Below are 16,371 nucleotides of genomic sequence, written 5' to 3'. Positions count from 1 at the left end.
GAGAAGTAGCCCCACGAAGTAGATGGCGTCCACATCACCCACCCCGCGTCGCGGGCTGCCGCGCATCCCCGGCGGGGAGCCCTGGCCGCCCGCGGCGTCCGGCGCGCCCGGGCAGGACTCCGCCGACGCGTCGGCGGCACCGCTCGGCACCGGATCGGCCGAGCCGGAGCAGGCCGCGTCGCACCAGCCGGAGTCACAGTCCGACGCCGCGCTCCCGACCGCGACCCCCGCCACCGGCGGCCCCGCGGTTGCGGATACCGCGCGTGCGAGCACGCCCGAGGTGCGGCGGGGGCTGCCGCGGGAGCCGGGCGGCGAGCCCTGGCCGCCGGCTCTCGCGCCGGCGCCGACCGACATCACGCCCGAGACCGCGGCGGAGCCCACCATCGCCGGAGCGCGTCCGCGCGTGGGCGCCGCGGCGGCCGAGACGGTCCCTCCGTCCGGGTCGACCGGTGCCGGCGACGACACCGTCGCGAAGGCGTCGGGCGAAGCCGCGTCGGGTGACGCCGCGTCGGACGTGCGCCGGGGACTGCCGCGCGAGCCGGGCGGCGAGCCCTGGCCGCCGGCATCCGTGCGCCCGTCGTCCGCGCCGTCGGAGCCATCGCCCGCCGCGGCGGTGCCTGCGGAGCAACCGCGCTCCGATTCCCCCTCGACGCCGACCCCGCCCGCCGCGGCGCTGCCCGCGGAGCAACCGCGCTCCGATTCCCCCTCGACGCCGACCCCGTCCGCCGACCAGGCGCCCGCGTTCGCTCCCACCGACGCGGCGATGCCGTCGCCGGATGCCGTCACCCCCGCCGCGCCTCGACCGCCGCTGACCGTGCCCCGAACCGTCTGGCCGGGGGCCGCGGCATCCGCACACCGGTCGAAAGGCGCGGAGCCGAAGCGGCTCGGTCCGTACACGGCGGTGCAGTGGCTCGGATCGGCCGCCGTGCTGGGCGTGTTCGCGCTCGCGCTCGCGGCCATCGTGGTGCTGCTCGCGCGCTTCGTCCTGGCGCTCGAGCCGGGGCGGGAGTTCCTCGCGGCGTTCCCGGGCGAGTACCCGCTGCCCGAGGGGGCGCCCGTCGGTCTGCCGGTGTGGCTGAACTGGTCGCACTTCCTCAACAGCTTCTTCCTGCTGTTCATCATCCGCACCGGCTGGCAGGTGCGGCGCGAGAAGCGCCCCGCGGCGTTCTGGTCACCGCGCAAGAACAAGCGGCGCCGCATCAGCCTGGGCCTGTGGTTCCATCAGGCGATCGACATCCTGTGGATCGCCAACGGCGTGATCTTCGTGGTGCTGCTGTTCACCACGGGGCAGTGGATGCGCATCGTGCCCACCTCATGGGAGGTCTTCCCCCACGCCCTGTCGGCGGCCCTGCAGTACGTGTCGCTCGACTGGCCGACCGAGAACGGCTGGGTCAACTACAACAGCCTGCAGCAGCTGTCGTACTTCGCGATCACGTTCGTCGCCGCGCCCCTGGCCATCATCAGCGGTGTGCGACTGTCGGGCGTATGGCCGAAAGACGCCGAGCGTCTCAACCGGCTGTACCCGGTGGAGTGGGCGCGCAAGATCCACTTCCCGGTGATGCTGTTCTTCGTGGCGTTCATCGTGGTGCACGTCGGCCTCGTGCTGGCCACCGGCGCCCTGCGCAACCTGAATCACATGTACGCCGCCCGCGGGTCCGTCGACCCGGGCGAGTACACCAGCGATCCGACCGGTCTGATGATCTTCGCGGCATCGCTGCTGGTGATGGCCGCCGGATGGGTGGCCGCCCGCCCGCGCGTGCTCGTGCCGATCGCCCGCCTGTTCGGCGACGTCAAGCAGCGCTGATCCGGGGTGGGGTGCCGAGGCCGCACTCGATCGCCCAGGACGTATGTGTTCGTTGACGAACGGGTGCGTCTTCGACGATCAACTGCGGTCTCGCGACGCCCGCCCCTCGCCCGTCCCCGCCGCCCGCACCTGCGCCGCCGCGCGGTGGCCGCGCGGGCGGGCGGTCAGACCGCCGTCGCCCGACCCGCGGCGAAGCCCTCGGCGTAGGCCTCGTCGGCGCCCTGGCGGAACATGTCACGCGCCGGGTCGCGCACGATCGAGCGGGCACCGGGCAGGTCGAGGTCGCCGACCAGGTCGGCGCGACCCCGCACGATGGCCACGGGGCGGCGGGCGGCCTTGCCCTTGACCAGGTCGGTGGCGGCCGCGAGCTCGTCGGCGACGCACGGCAGGGTCACCACGAGCGGGCGGCCCTCGGCGTCGGTGGTTCCGCGGAGATCCTCGAAGACATGGATGCCACCCGCCCCGATCGCGTGGTCGGTTTGACCCTCGCGCCATGCGCGGCCGAGCGTGTCGGTGATGATCACGCCGACGTGGGCACCGGTGGCGGTGCGCAGCCCGGTCGCCAGCGCCCGCGCCGAGGCGTCGGGGTCGACCGGCAGCAGCAGCACCGTGCCCTCGGGGGTGTTGCTCGCATCGACGCCGGCCGCGGCCGACACGATGCCCAGCGGGTTCTCGACGATGCGCGTCACGTGTCCCGCCGGCGAGGTGCGCGAGGCCACGAGACGCACGGTCTCGCGCGTGATCGCGTCTTCGCGATCCGACGCGTGGATGATGCGGCCCTCGGCCTTCGACACGATCTTGCTCGTGACCACGACGATGTCGCCGTCGCGCAGGGCCGTCTCGTCGCCGGGCGTCGAGGTCACGGCATCGAGGATCACCCCGACGAGGTCGTCGCCCGGGGTGATCTCACGGATGCCGTCGAGGGCCCAGATCTGCAACACGTCAGCGGACGAAGCGCACCTCGGTGAGCTCCTCACCGAGGAACGGCTGCACCTGCGAAGCGCCGTCGAGCGAGAACCCGTTGCGGGCGTAGAAACGGTGCGCGCGCGGGTTGTCGTCGGCGACCCACAGGTACACGCCTTCGCCGTCGTCGATGGCGGCGTCGAAGAGCTGCTGGCCGATCCCGGTGCCATGGAAGGCGTCGAGCAGGTAGATGAAGTACAGCTCGCGCTCGCGCGGGGCGTCGTCGTCGCGGGCGGGACCCGAGCCGACGAAGCCGACGATCTCGCCGTCGACGAGGGCGGCGTGCATGCGGTAGTCGTCGCCCTGCGAAGCCCAATGGGTCCAGAGCTCGGCCATGCGGCGGGGGGAGACCGCTTCGAGGGCGGCGGTGCTGATCAGGTGATCGTAGGTCTCGTGCCAGCAGGTGGCGTGCACGCGGCCCAGGGCCTCGGCATCCACGTCTCGCACCGGACGGACGACGATGTCGGTTCGGGATTCCGCAGTCATGGCGCGACTCTACGCGGGGGCTCGGCGCGCGGGAAATCGGGCGAGGACGCGCCGCGGATGCCGGAGGGGCACGCCGCGCGTGCTGTGGTGAATCGACAAAGCAATCGCCGGTTCGTCGTCGAATCGCTACGCTCGCCCCTCGTGAACGTCCTCTGGCGCACCCTTCTCGTGCTCGTCCGTGCCCGCCGTCGCCTGCGGCGTGAGGGACCCCTCGATCCGAACACGGTGACGCGGCTGCGCATCCGCGTGCTGCCCACCGACATCGACCTGCTGCGGCACCTGAACAACGGTCGGTACCTGTCGCTGTTCGACCTCGGACGGTGGGACCTGCTGACCCGCGCGGGCCTCGTCTCGGCGATGACCGCGCAGGGCTGGTACGCCGTGGTGGCGGCCGAGACGATCACGTTCCGCCGCTCGCTCGAGCTCTGGCAGCGCTTCGACCTCGAGACGCGTCTGATCGGCCACGACGACCGCGCGGTCTACCTCGAGCACCGCGCGCTCGTGAAGGGCGAGATCTACGCGCGCGCGATCATCCGCGCCCGCATCCTGCGACGCACCGGCGGAACGGTGCCGCACGACGAGCTCTTCGCCGCGGTCGGCCGGCCCGAGGGGCTGCCCGACATCGAGGAGTGGGTGCACGAGTGGGCCGACGGCTCATCGCTGCCGTCGACGAAGCGTCCGGCGCCCAGCGTCTGGGAGTGACGTCAAGGCCGGTTCCGCGGCCCGACCCGACCCGGCCTGGCTCAGCGCGCGAAGCGCACGTCGAGCCAGGCGACCTGCCGCATCCAGTGGCGGTACCCGCCGCCCTCGTGCCCGTTGTACGGGTACACCTCGATCGCCGCGTCCTCGGATGCCAGGGCGTGGAACGCCGCGAACACGCCCGAGGGCAGCACGACGTCGTCCATCAACGCGACCGAGAAGAGCGCCGGCGCCGTGATGCGCCGGGCGAGGATGGCGCCGTCGACGTACGACAGGGTCTCGAGCACGCGGGCGGCGTCGTCGCGGTGCACCGAGAGGAACCTCGTGATCTCGGTGAAGGGGGCCGACGGCGTGCGCACGATCGCGTTCGGGAAGTCGCACAGGAACGGCACGTCGGGAAGCACCGCGGCCACGGCGTCGCCGGCGAGGGCCGCGGCGGCGATCGAGAGTCCGCCGCCCTGGCTCACTCCGGTCACCGCGATGCGTGAGGCGTCGACCCCCGGCATCCGCCCGACCTCGTCGACGAGACGCACGGCGTCGGTGCAGAGGCGGCGGTAGTAGTAGTCGCGGGGATCGCGGATGCCGCGGGTCATCACGCCCGGGAACGCGGCGGCCGAGCCGTGGGGATCGGGGGTCTCGCCCACGCTCCAGGCCGATCCCTGGCCGCGGGTGTCCATGATGACGTGGACGTACCCGGCGGCGGCCCAGTTCGTGCGCTCACCGGGGAGGCCGCGGCCTCCGCCGTAGCCGATGTACTCGATGACGGCGGGGAGCACCTCGTCGCCGTGCGGACGCACGACCCAGCCGCGGATCTCGTCGCCACCGAAGCCTGTGAACGTCAGGTCGTACACGCTCAGGGCGCGCACGGGGCCGTCCACCGGGGTCAGGACCGTGGGGCCGGCGGCATCGCGGGCCGCGGCGAGCGTCTCGCCCCAGAACGCGTCGAGGTCGGCGGGTGCGGTGAGCGCCGGGCGGTACTCGCGCAGCAGCTCGAGCGGCAGGTCGGTGAAGGTCTGAGCCATGCGTGGTCTTTCGTTGGTGAAGGGGTGACCCGACAGTAGCGAACCGGCGGCGCCTCGACCCGCGCCGCGACCAGCCGCGCAACGAAGCGTGCGCCGCGAGCGCCGCGCCGCGACCCGTGAGCCGTGCCGATCCGCGGGTTGCGCGGCGGGCCGTCGGGATGCCACGCGCGCGATCCCTAGGCTGGCCGCATGAGCACGAAAGACCCGCGCGCCACCGGTTTTGCGCTCTCCTCCGACGTTCCCGCCCGGGCAGCCGCGCGCGCGGCGACCTTCGTGCCGCGCCACCCCGCTCCCGCCGCGCCGACCCGCCGTGGCGAGATGCCGCTCGACGCCGAGGCCGCGGAGTTCACCGCCGCGGTGGCCGACGGCGTGCTGCGCCCCGAGAGCACGACGGCCGCGGCCGCGGCGCTGCACCGCCTCGCCGAAGACGTGCCCGCGACCCTGCCCTGGTTCGTGCGGGGAGCGATCCAGCTGGGCGGGGCGGTGGCGCCCGTGCTGCCCACGCCCGCCGTTCCCCTCGCCCGCCGCGCGCTGCGCGATCTGCTCGCGGGCCTCGCGCTCGACGCCCGCCCCGAACGCCTCGGTGCCGGCATCGGCGCCCTCCGTACCCCCGACGCCGCGGTCGACGTGCGGCTCGTCGGCCCCGCCGTGCTCGGCGAGGCCTCGGCGCGGCGCCGACTCGACGGCATCCGGGCCCTCGCCGCCCGCGACGACGTAGACCGCCTCTCGCTCGCGGTGGCCGATGCGGTGGCGGGGCTCTCGCCCTGGGCGTTCGACGCCGACGTCGAGCACGCCGCCGAGCGGCTCCTGCCGCTGTACCTCGATGCCGCCGCGACCGGCACCCACCTGACGCTCGTCGTCGAGGGCCGAGACGACCTCGACCTCACCGTCGCCGTACTGACCCGCGTGCTCGAAGAGCCCCGCCTGCGGGATCTCACGGCGGGGATCGCGCTGCCGGTCGCCGTCGTCGAGAGCCTCGACGCGGTGCGCGAGCTGGCGGCGTGGGCGCGCGTGCGCGTCGCCGACGGCGGTGCCCGCCTGACGGTGCGTTTGAGCGATGCGCCCTCGCAGACCCCGGATGCCGTGACCGCGGCCCGACACGGGTGGGCCGCCCCGGCGGTGACCGGGCGCGACGACGTCGATGCCCTCGCCGTGCGCGCGCTCCGCGACGCGGTGAGTGCGCGCGGCCGCGAGGGTCTCACCGTCGAGTTCGCGACCGCCGATCCCGAACGCGCCGCCCTGGTGCTCGCCGTCGCCTCGGACGCGGGGGTCGAGCCGACCCTGGTGCTGCCCGCCTCGGCGTCGTGGTTCCCCGACGCCGCGCACGTCGTCGCGGCCGCAGCCGTGCACCCCGACGACCTCGACGCGGTCGCTGCCCGCCTGGCCTCGGCGTACGCGCGCGTCGTGGCGAGCGCTCCCGCGCTGCCCGTCGCGGCGCCCGCCGCCCCGCGCCCGGCCGCGGGAGCGGAGCGCGCGGAAGACCCCGACGACGCGGGCGACGCCGTCGCGGCGGATTCGTCCGCCGAGCGGGACCCTTCCGACGCAGCCGACACGGCCCCCCTCGACGACGTGTCACGGCCCGACGCGGTCGTGCCCGAGACCGCGGCCGTGGCGGCCCGCGCACGTCGCGCCCTCGCCGCCGCCGACGCTCCGGCACCCGCGGGGCGCGCCCCGCACCGCAACCTCGCGCCCGACCCCGCGATCCTGCGCGAGCGCGCCGACGACGACGCCGCCGAGCCCGGACTCACCCAGGCCGTGCTCGGTATCGCGCGGGAGGCCGCGGCATCCGGAGACACCTCGGCCCTCGGCCCCGACGTGCAGCAGATGCTCTTCGGTGGGCAGGCGTTCGTCGACACCGCCGTCTTCTCGGCGCGCGAGAGCGCCGAGCTCGCCGGCGGAGCGCCCGGTTTCCGCAACGTCGCCGACACCGACCCCACCGTGCCCGACGACCGTGCCTGGGCGCTCGCCGCCCTCGGTCGTGCCGACGGGTCGACCGCCGGAGACGCCACCGCCGCGGCGGGACGCATCGACGACGAACCCGGCCCCGACGCCGTGATCGAGCGCGTGCGCACGGCCGCCGCGCCCTGGGGAGCGCTCGCGGCGGTCGATCGCTCCGCCGTGCTGCTGTCGGCGGCACGCGCGCTCGAGGAACGCCGCGCCGAGCTCATCGAGGTGCTGGCGTCGGAGGGCGGAGCCCTCGTCGCCGAGGCCGACGCCGAAGTGAGCCAGGCGGTCGATGCGGCCGGGTACTACGCCTCGACGGTGAAGGAACTCGACCGGGTGCCGGGAGCGGTGTTCGTCCCCGATCGGGTCACCGTCGTCGCCCCGCGGTGGAACGCCCCCGTGGGGCTCTGCGCCGCCGAGACGCTCGCCGCGTTGGCCGCCGGCTCGGGGGTGCTGCTCACCCCGTCGCCGCGGGCGCGTCGCAGCGGCGCCGTCGTGGCCGAGGCCCTGTGGGCAGCCGGTGTTCCGCGCGACCTGCTGGCGTTCGTCGACCTCAACGAAGACGCCTCGGGGCGCGCGCTGATCGTGCACCCCGGTGTCGACCGCGTGCTGCTGTCCGGTGCCCGCTCGACCGCCGAGCGCTTCGCCGCGTGGCGCCCGGCCCTGCCGGTGCAGGCGTTCACCGCCGGACGCAATGCCGTGATCGTCGCGCCGTCGGCCGATCTCGACGAGGCCGTCGCCGACATCGTCGGCAGCGCCTTCGCACGCGCGGGCCAAGCGGCCACCGCCGCCTCGCTCGTGATCCTCGTGGGCGCCGTGGCTCGTTCGTCGCGCTTCACCGACCAGCTGAAGGATGCCGTCTCGTCGCTGCGCGTCGGGCCGGCGGTCGATCCGTTGTCCGACGTCGGCCCGCTCGTCGAAGAGCCCACGGGCGAGGTGCGCCGCGCGCTGACCGTTCTCGGCGACGGCGAACGGTGGCTGGTGCAGCCGCGCGAACTCGACCTCGGACCCGAGACGGCCGGACGCTTCTGGACGCCGGGCGTGCGCACCGGTGTCACCGCCGGGTCGCACCTCACCCGTGCCGCGATCGCGGTCCCGGTGCTCGGCATCCTGCACGCGCCGACCGTCACCCGTGCGATCGAGATGCAGAACGAGATCGGCTCGGGCTTCATCGCCGGGCTCCACACCCGCGACGCGGCCGACCTCGAACTCTGGCTCGACACGGCCGAGGCGGCCGTGCTGCGCGTGAACCGTCCGACCTCGGGCGCCGTCGTGCAGCGCGAGCCCCTCGGCGGCTGGGGTGAAGCCGCGGTCGGCACCGGCGCGATGTCGGGCGGACCGCACCGCCTCGTGACGCTGGGGTCGTGGCGGCCGTCGTCGGGCGGGGCCGCATCGTCGACCCTGCACCTGCGCGGGCTCGACAGTCGCATCACCGGGCTCATCGAGGCGGCGCAACCCACGCTGTCGTACGAGGCCTTCGATTGGCTGCGGCGCGGCGCGCTGTCGGACGCCGTGGCCTGGGACCGCGAGTTCGGTCGCGTGAAGGACGTCTCGCGCCTCGGCGTGGAGCGCAACCTCTGGCGGTACCGCCCGGCCGACGTCGCCATCCGCGCCACCGCCGACGCCGCGTGGCAGGCGGTGCTGCGCGTGCTGGTCGCCGCGGTGCGCTCGGGGTCGACATTCACCCTCAGCTCGCCCGTCGGCCTTCCCGCGGCGGTGCGCCACCTGCTCAGCGAGAGCAACGTCGCCGTCTCGGTCGAGAGCGACGCGGAGTGGTTGCAGCGGTTGGCGGGGGGCACCCCGGAGGCCGCCGAGACCGAGGCCACCGACCTGATCGCCGCCCCGCGGCTCGCCCGTGTGCGACTCGTCGGCCCGGCGGCGACCGTGTCGACGCTGCGGGCGGCCGCCGCCGAGACGGTCGCGGGCGACGTGTCGCTGACGGTCTACGCCGACGAGGTGACCACGGCCGGGCGCCTGGAACTGCTGCCGTTCCTGCGCGAGCAGTCGGTGTCGATCGGCGCCTTCCGCTTCGGCCGGCGCGACGCGTGGAGCGCCGAGGTCATCTGAGTCGAGGCCGCGGCCCGGGCGCGGCGGCGCGGCGCGCGCCATCGCGCACGCCGGACGGGCTCGGGTCCTACTGGCTGCCCCCGCGCACGAGCCGCCACTGCTGGCACGCGAGACCGTTGGCGGTCCACTGCTGCGCGGCGGAGTCGTCGGCGGGGAACGGCCGCGAGCTTCGCCGTCAAGGCTTTCTTGTGCAACGTTGTAGAGTCTCGACCAGAACGAGGGGGATGCCATGACGGCGACGCTGCACGACGTGGCCCGCGCGGCCGGGGTGTCGATCAAGACGGTCTCGAACGTGATCAACAACTATCCGCACGTGCGCGACGCGACACGAGAGCGGGTCGAAGCGGCGATCGACGAGCTTCGGTATCGACCCAACCAGGCCGCCCGCACCCTGCGATCGGGGCGCACCGACATGATCGGCCTGATCGTGCCGGATCTGCGCAACCCGTACTTCGCCGAACTCGCTGACGATGTCATGCGCGCGGCGCGCGCGCACGGGTTCTCGGTGCTCATCGAGCAGTTCGACGCGGATCGCGACAGTGAGCTCGCGGCCCTGCGTGGGGCGCGTCGCCGGGGTCTCGACGGCGTGCTGTATTCGGTGCTCTCCCTCGGGGAGGACGACGCGCCCCTGCTCGACGAGGTCGGCATGCCCATGGTGCTGCTGGGGGAGCGGATCTTCCACTCCGCCCACGACCACGTGACGATGCGCAACACCGAGGCGGCTCGCGCGGCCACGGCGCACCTGCTTGCCGCGGGGCGTCGACGCGTGCTGGCTCTCGGCTCGCACCCGGGAGAGATCGTCGGGTCCGCGGGGCTCCGCCTGCGCGGCTACGAGGCTGCTCTCGCCGACGCGGGACTCGAGGTCGATCCCGTCCTGGTGGTGCCCGTCGACCGTTGGCATCGCGTCGACGGTGCCGATGCGATGCGCGCGGTGCTCGATACGGGCCTCGATTTCGACGGCGTCGTCGCTTTCAACGACTCGATCGCGCTCGGGGCGATGCGCGTGATGCTCGAACGGGGTATCCGCATCCCCGAGGAGGTCGCCCTCGTCGGCTTCGACGACCTCGACGAGACCCGCTATTCACTGCCGGCGCTGACGACGATCGATCCTGGCCGCTCCGAGATCGCGCGCGTGGCGGTCGACCTGCTGGTCCAGCGCATCACGGGTGACGCGGTCGCCGAACCGCGCGAGGTGCTCGCGGACTTCCGCCTCGTCGAGCGCGAATCCACGGCGGGCTGAGATCCCGCCCTTGACATCCCACGACGGTGGGGTGATCATCCATTTACAACGTTTACCTCCATCGTTGTAAATTGCTTTGCACCAGACTCGGCGCCCGAGCCGAGAAGACGACGCAGTCACACGAAAGGCATCGAAGATGATGAAGCGCAGCTTGCCCGTCCTCGCGACGGTGGGGGCCGCGGCCCTGCTCCTCGCGGGTTGTTCCGGCTCGTCGAGCCCCGCGGCCGACGGCCCCGCCGAGATCACGTTCTGGCACGGCTACACCGAAGCCGACGGCAAGGTCCTCGACCAGATCGTCGCCGACTTCAACGCCTCGCAGCAGAAGTACAAGATCACCACCGAGACCAAGACCTGGGCGGTCATCGACGACACCCTGCTGCCCGCGCTCAGTTCCGAAGAGGGCCCCCAGATCGTCGCCATGCCGGCGGAGCGCATGCCCGTCTACGCCGATCGCGGCGCCTTCGCCGACCTGAGCGACTTCTACGCGTCGTCCGCCGGCATCACCGCCGACCTCGTGCCCCAGGCCGTCGACATGATCACGGTCGGCGGGACGCCCTACGGCGTCCCCACCGGGTTCGTGCCGCTGGCCATGTTCTACAACAAGACCCTGTTCGCCTCCGCCGGCATCACCGAGGCCCCCACGACGTGGGACCAATGGGTGGCGGATGCCAAGAAGCTCACCGTGGACGAGAACGCCGACGGCACGCCCGAGCAGTACGGCGTCGCGATCCCCGATCACGCCACGGTGGCCAACGGCCTGTGGCCGAGCCTGCTCCTCAGCGGCGGTGGTCAGATCGTCGACGGCGACAAGGCCGTCATCGACTCGCCCGATAATGCGGAGACCATCCAGTACTGGACCGACGCGATCACGAAGGACAAGATCTCGCCCACGGGTCTCGACGGCATCGCGGCCGACCAGCTGTTCAGCTCGGGCAAGGCCGCCATGCACGTCGGTGGACCGTGGATGGCATCCATCGCCAAGGACAACAACATCGACTACGGCATCGCCGCTCTCCCCGCCGGTCCCGCCGAGCAGGCGGCCTCGGCGATCGGTGTCGCGATGGGCGTCACCGAGTCGGCCGACGACGCGCAGCGTGCGGGTGCCGAAGCGTTCTTCACCTACTTCTTCCAGAAGGACGTGGCGACGCAGTGGTCGCTCGCCTCGGGCTGGCCTCCGCTGCGCACCGACATCCCGCTCAGCGACGTCGCGTCCAACCCGGTCGTCGCCGCCCTCAGCGAGATCGCCCCGACGGGTCGAGCGCTGCTGCCCGGCGTGGTCAACAGCACCGACGTCATCTCGGACGTCGACGAGCTCACCCAGAAGGCCATCGCGGGTGGCGACGTCACCGAGCTGCTCTCGACGGCCCAGACCAAGATCCAGCAGGCCATCGAGTGACCAACGCACGGGAGGGGCGCCCGCGTCGCCCCTCCCGTGTCCTCGCCCCCGCTTCTCGAACAGGACGACCATGACCACTCACGCCCCGAGCGCGCCGCCCCGTCGGCGCGGGGCCTACCGCCCACCGGCTCCGCTCGGCGGCCGCGGACCCCTCCGGCACAGCCCCCGCCACCGCCTCACGGTGGTCGCCTTCCTCGCCCCGGCCATCGTCATCCTGACGGTCTTCGTGGCCTGGCCGATGGTCTCGGCCCTGCGTCTGTCATTCACGGATGCCAGCGGCTTCGGCCGCGAGAAGTTCGTCGGCCTCGAGAACTACGCGCGGGTCTTCACCGACCCCGACATCGTGCGCGCGATGGGGAACACGGCTCTGTATGCCGTGCTGTTCACCCCGATCGCGATCGCGCTCGCCCTCGGCTTCGCGCTGCTGCTGAACAACCCGCTGCTGCCGCTGCGCGGCCTGTTCCGCACCGCCCTGTTCACGCCGTTCATCGTGTCTCTCGCGGTCGCCGCCTTCGCGTGGTCGTACCTGCTCGACCCGCAGGTCGGTCTGCTCAACTACTGGCTGCGGGGCCTCGGCATCCAGCTCGGAAACGTCCTGCAGGACCCCAACCTCGCCATGCCGGCCGTCGTGCTCGTCGCGGTGTGGAAGAGCTTCGGCTTCTACATGGTCATCTTCCTCGCCGGGCTCCAGGACATCCCGACGAGCCTGTACGAGGCGGCCCGCGTAGACGGCGCGAGCGCATGGCAGCGCTTCCGCAGCATCACGTTCCCGATGCTCGGCAACACCATGGGCTTCGTCGTGATCGTCGCGCTCATCGCGGCCCTGCAGGCATTCGACCAGATCTACGTCATGACCGGCGGTGGCCCCTACGGCACCACGCAGACGATCGTCATGGAGATCTACCAGTCCGGCTTCCGCAAGCTCGAGCTCGGCTTCGCGTCCGCCCTGTCGTACGTCCTGCTGCTCGTCACCCTCGTGCTGAGCCTGACCCAGTTCCTCTTCTTCTCACGACGAGAGCAGGATGCCGCATGACCGCCCTCGCTCCCGCGCCCGCCGCCCCGGCATCCGCGATCCCCGTCCGTCGGAACTCGCCGCAGGCCCGTCGCCGCCGCCTCGTGTCGGCGACCCTGCTCGTCGTGGTCGCCGCCTCGACCCTCGTGCTGATGCTGCCGATCCTCATCATCGTGTTCACGGCCTTCAAGCCCGTGGCCGAGGTGAATGCGTATCCGCCGACCCTGCTGCCGGGTCAGTGGACGCTCGACAACTTCGCGCGGATCTTCACCGAGCTGCCCTTCGCCCGCCTCATCGCCAACAGCTTCGTCTTCGCGGGCGGGGTCACCCTATTCGCGCTGGTGTTCGACTCCCTCGCCGCCTACGCGCTGGCCCGCCTGGACTTCCGGGGCAACAAGATCCTGCTGATCGCGATCATCGCGAGCCTCATGATCCCGTTCCAGGCGACCCTGATCCCGATCTACCAACTCGTCTCTGACCTGGGATGGGTCAACTCCTACGCCGGGCTTATCGCCCCGCGCGCCGCGGACGCGTTCGGCATCTTCTTCCTGCGGCAGTTCTTCCTGTCGCTGCCCCGCGACCTCGACAACGCTGCGCGTATCGACGGGGCGAGCGAATTGCGCATCTTCCGCAGCATCGTTCTGCCCAACGCGGTGCCGGCGCTGCTGACGCTCGGCATCTTCACGTTCGTCAACAACTGGAACGACCTGCTCTGGCCGCTCGTCTTCACGACCGACTCCGAGATGGGCACGGTGACCTCCGGCTTGACGCTGCTGACCGGGCCGGGCGGGATCATCCCGCAGGGCGTGATGATGGCGGGCTCGCTGATCGCGGTGCTGCCGCTGGCGATCCTGTTCCTGCTGATCCAGCGGCGGTTCGTCGAGAGCGTCGGAACGTCGGGACTGAAATGAGAGAGACCCCCATGTCGACGACCCCCTGGTATCGCGACGGCCGGCTGCACTTCGGTGCCGGCATCGAAAACACCTTCGTGCCGCAAGAACGCCCGGGCGAGCGCGCGATCGACGAGTACGCCCTCACCGAGCATTACGAGCGCTGGAGTGACGACCTCGACCTGGCGGTGTCGGTGGATGCCGAGTTCTTGCGCTGGGGGATCCCGTGGCACGTCGTGTCGCCCGAGCGCGGGACGTGGGACTGGTCGTGGACCGACCGGGTGCTCGACGGCTTCGCCGCTCGCGGCATCCGGCCGATCGTCGATCTGCTGCACTACGGCACGCCGACGTGGATCGAGGGCGAGTTCGCCCACCCCGACTACGCCTCGTTCGTCGCCGAGTACGCCGCGCGCGCCGCGGATCGTTATCGCGACCTCGCCACCGACTACACCCCCGTCAACGAGCCGATGCTGCACTCCCTGTTCAGCGGCGAGTACGCCTACTGGCCCCCGTACCGTCGGGGCCTCGCCGGACTCGTCGAGATCTCGACCGCGATCGCCCGCGGCTTCGTCGAGACCCAGCGGGCGGTGGCCGAGGTGCTCGGCGATCGCGCCACCTTCGTGCACGTCGACGCGTCGATGCGGTACGCCGGTGACATCGATGCTCCCGAACACCGCGAGACGGCCGAGCGATACCGCCACCAGGCTTTCCTCGTCGAGGATCTCGTGACCGGTGCGGTCGGGGCGGACCATCCGCTCCTCCCTCTGCTGCGCGCGCACGGCACCTCGGACGAGACGCTCGCGTGGTTCGCCGAGAACGCCGTGCAGCCCGATGTGATGGGCGTCAACTACTACCCCCGGCACTCGACGGAACTGTTCGAGAGCGGCATCCATCACTCCGGCGGCTTCGCCGACCCCCGTCCCACGCGTGACGACGGGGTCGAGGGGCTCGCCGAGATGCTGCGCACCTACGCCGCCCGCTACGGCGCGCCGGTGATGCTCGCCGAGACCTGCGTGACCGACGACGTCGCCACGCGCCTGCGGTGGCTGGACGATTCCGTCGCCACCGTCCAGGGGCTTCGCGCCGACGGGGTCTACGTCGTCGGCTACACGTGGTGGCCGCTGTTCGACATGTACGAGTGGACCTACCGGCACAGCGACGAGACGCGGTCCGCCCATCTTCTGACCATGGGGCTCCACGACCTCGTGGAGACCGAGACCGGGCTCGCGCGCCGCCGCAACCCCGTCGCCGACCGATTCGCCGAGTACGCATCCCGAGGAGCACGATGACCACCGCCCGCCTGACTCTCGACCCCCGCTTCCCGATCGGGGCCGTCCGTCGCCGTCTGTTCGGCGGTTTCGTCGAGCACCTCGGCCGCCACGTCTACGACGGCATCTACGAACCCGGCCACCCCGAGGCAGACGAGCAGGGCTTCCGTCGCGACGTGCTGGAGCTCGTGCGCGAGCTCGGGGTCTCGACGATCCGTTATCCCGGCGGCAACTTCGTCTCGGGCTTCCGGTGGGAGGACAGCGTCGGACCGCGCGCACAGCGCCCGCGCCGCCTCGACCTCGCGTGGCACTCGACCGAGACGAACGAGATCGGCCTGCACGAGTTCGCGGACTGGCTCGACAAGGCCGGCAGCGACCTCATGCTGGCCGTCAACCTCGGCACCCGGGGCACGCTCGAGGCCCTCGACCTGCTCGAGTACAGCAACGTCCCCGGGGGCACGGCCCTGTCTCAGCAGCGCATCGACAACGGTCGGGCGGAGCCGTTCGCCGTGCGCGTGTGGTGCCTCGGCAACGAGATGGACGGGCCCTGGCAGCTCGGCCACCGTTCGGCCGATGACTACGGCAAGATCGCTTCTCAGACCGCGAAGGGCATGCGCCAGCTGGACCCCTCGATCGAACTCGTGGTGTGCGGATCGTCGGGAGCGTCGATGCCGACGTTCGGCGAATGGGAGCGCGTCGTGCTGGAGCACACGTACGACGACGTCGACATGATCTCGTGCCACGCGTACTACCAGGAGCACGACGGCGACATCGACTCGTTCCTCGCCTCGTCCGTCGACACCGACCGCTTCATCGAGGCCGTCGTCGCGACCGCCGACCACGTCGGCGCCGTGCGCGGCAGCGCGAAGAGAATCGAGATCTCGTTCGACGAGTGGAACATCTGGTACCAGACCCGCTTCCACGACGTCGACCAGATCACCGGCGTCGATAACTGGCCGGTCGCCCCGCGCCTGCTCGAGGACGTGTACTCGGCTCTGGATGCCGTGGTCTTCGGCAGCCTCATGATCTCGCTGCTCAAGCACGCCGACCGCGTGGCATCGGCGTCTCTGGCCCAGCTCGTCAATGTGATCGCCCCGATCATGACCGAGCCCGGCGGACCGTCCTGGCGCCAGACGACATTCTTCCCCTTCGCGATCACCTCGCGGCTCGCGCAGGGCGACGCGGTACGCCTGCAGGTCGAGGCACCGCTCATCGGGACCGAGAAGTTCGGCGCGGTCCCGGCGGTGGACGCGGTCGCCACCCACGATGCCGAGACCGGTGCCACCGCGATCTTCGTGGTGCACCGCGGTCGCGAAGAGGCCGTCGACCTCGCGATCGACGTCAGCGGGCTGGGCGACGTCGAGATCGTCGAGACGCACCTGCTCCACGACGACGACCCGTACGCACGCAACACGCTCGACGAGCCCGAGCGCGTGCAGCCGGGAACCGTCGCGGCTCGGCTGGACGGCGGCATCCTGCACGTGAGCCTGCCTCCCATCGCGTGGGCTGCGCTCTCGCTCGCGCGGGCATGATCGCCTGACGAGCGCGAGGGGCTCGTCGCGACAGCGCGATCTCTTCGG

12 protein-coding genes are annotated in these 16,371 nt (G+C 72.1%); 9 read left to right on the top strand and 3 right to left on the bottom strand.

All coding sequences use genetic code 11. The features are described 5' to 3' along the window. Window positions 1-22: 22 nt before the first annotated feature. Window positions 23-1,804, top strand: a complete 1,782-nt coding sequence (locus tag IFU19_RS00985) for a cytochrome b/b6 domain-containing protein (RefSeq protein WP_192012675.1) — start codon at window positions 23-25, stop codon at window positions 1,802-1,804. Between the two features lie 164 nt (window positions 1,805-1,968). Here the strand turns inward: IFU19_RS00985 and cofE are convergent, their stop codons facing one another. After that, a complete protein-coding gene (cofE, locus tag IFU19_RS00980) occupies window positions 1,969-2,745 on the bottom strand; it encodes a coenzyme F420-0:L-glutamate ligase (protein ID WP_192012674.1) in 777 nt (258 codons plus the stop codon). A gap of 1 nt (window position 2,746) precedes the next feature. Further along, the gene (locus IFU19_RS00975) at window positions 2,747-3,253 is read right to left on the bottom strand and encodes a GNAT family N-acetyltransferase (protein ID WP_192012673.1); all 507 of its coding nucleotides are present in this window, start codon (window positions 3,251-3,253) and stop codon (window positions 2,747-2,749) included. 141 nt (window positions 3,254-3,394) lie between these two features. Between IFU19_RS00975 and IFU19_RS00970 the strand changes: the two genes are divergently transcribed. Further along, window positions 3,395-3,955, top strand: coding sequence for an acyl-CoA thioesterase (locus IFU19_RS00970; protein WP_055940718.1), 561 nt, complete (start codon window positions 3,395-3,397; stop codon window positions 3,953-3,955). A 41-nt stretch (window positions 3,956-3,996) separates the two neighbouring features. Here IFU19_RS00970 and IFU19_RS00965 read toward each other — a convergent pair whose 3' ends face one another. After that, the gene (locus IFU19_RS00965) at window positions 3,997-4,974 is read right to left on the bottom strand and encodes an acetylxylan esterase (protein ID WP_192012672.1); all 978 of its coding nucleotides are present in this window, start codon (window positions 4,972-4,974) and stop codon (window positions 3,997-3,999) included. A gap of 189 nt (window positions 4,975-5,163) precedes the next feature. Between IFU19_RS00965 and IFU19_RS00960 the strand changes: the two genes are divergently transcribed. The 7 genes from IFU19_RS00960 (at window position 5,164) to arfA (ending at window position 16,323) form a co-directional block, all read left to right on the top strand. Beyond that, window positions 5,164-8,985, top strand: a complete 3,822-nt coding sequence (locus IFU19_RS00960; protein ID WP_192012671.1) for a proline dehydrogenase family protein — start codon at window positions 5,164-5,166, stop codon at window positions 8,983-8,985. A gap of 229 nt (window positions 8,986-9,214) precedes the next feature. Beyond that, on the top strand, window positions 9,215-10,225 hold the full coding sequence (locus IFU19_RS00955; protein ID WP_192012670.1) for a LacI family DNA-binding transcriptional regulator: 1,011 nt from the start codon (window positions 9,215-9,217) through the stop codon (window positions 10,223-10,225). 136 nt (window positions 10,226-10,361) lie between these two features. Further along, entirely contained in the window at window positions 10,362-11,621 is a 1,260-nt protein-coding gene (locus tag IFU19_RS00950; protein WP_249405297.1) for an ABC transporter substrate-binding protein, read from the top strand. Window positions 11,622-11,691: 70 nt separating this feature from the next. Further along, a complete protein-coding gene (locus IFU19_RS00945; RefSeq protein WP_192012669.1) occupies window positions 11,692-12,654 on the top strand; it encodes a carbohydrate ABC transporter permease in 963 nt (320 codons plus the stop codon). Next, entirely contained in the window at window positions 12,651-13,544 is an 894-nt protein-coding gene (locus tag IFU19_RS00940) for a carbohydrate ABC transporter permease (protein ID WP_055832837.1), read from the top strand. Before IFU19_RS00945 ends, IFU19_RS00940 begins: the two co-directional genes overlap by 4 nt. An 11-nt stretch (window positions 13,545-13,555) precedes the next feature. Further along, complete coding sequence (locus IFU19_RS00935) at window positions 13,556-14,812, top strand: family 1 glycosylhydrolase (protein WP_192012668.1); 1,257 nt, start codon at window positions 13,556-13,558, stop codon at window positions 14,810-14,812. Continuing rightward, a complete protein-coding gene (gene arfA, locus IFU19_RS00930) occupies window positions 14,809-16,323 on the top strand; it encodes an arabinosylfuranosidase ArfA (protein WP_192012667.1) in 1,515 nt (504 codons plus the stop codon). Before IFU19_RS00935 ends, arfA begins: the two co-directional genes overlap by 4 nt. Window positions 16,324-16,371 lie beyond the last annotated feature (48 nt).

The organism is Microbacterium sp. CFBP 8794, assembly GCF_014841235.1.
Classification (GTDB): Bacteria; Actinomycetota; Actinomycetes; order Actinomycetales; family Microbacteriaceae; genus Microbacterium.
Note: the sequence above shows the minus strand (reverse complement) of the source record. Positions and strands in the feature narration are given on the sequence as shown.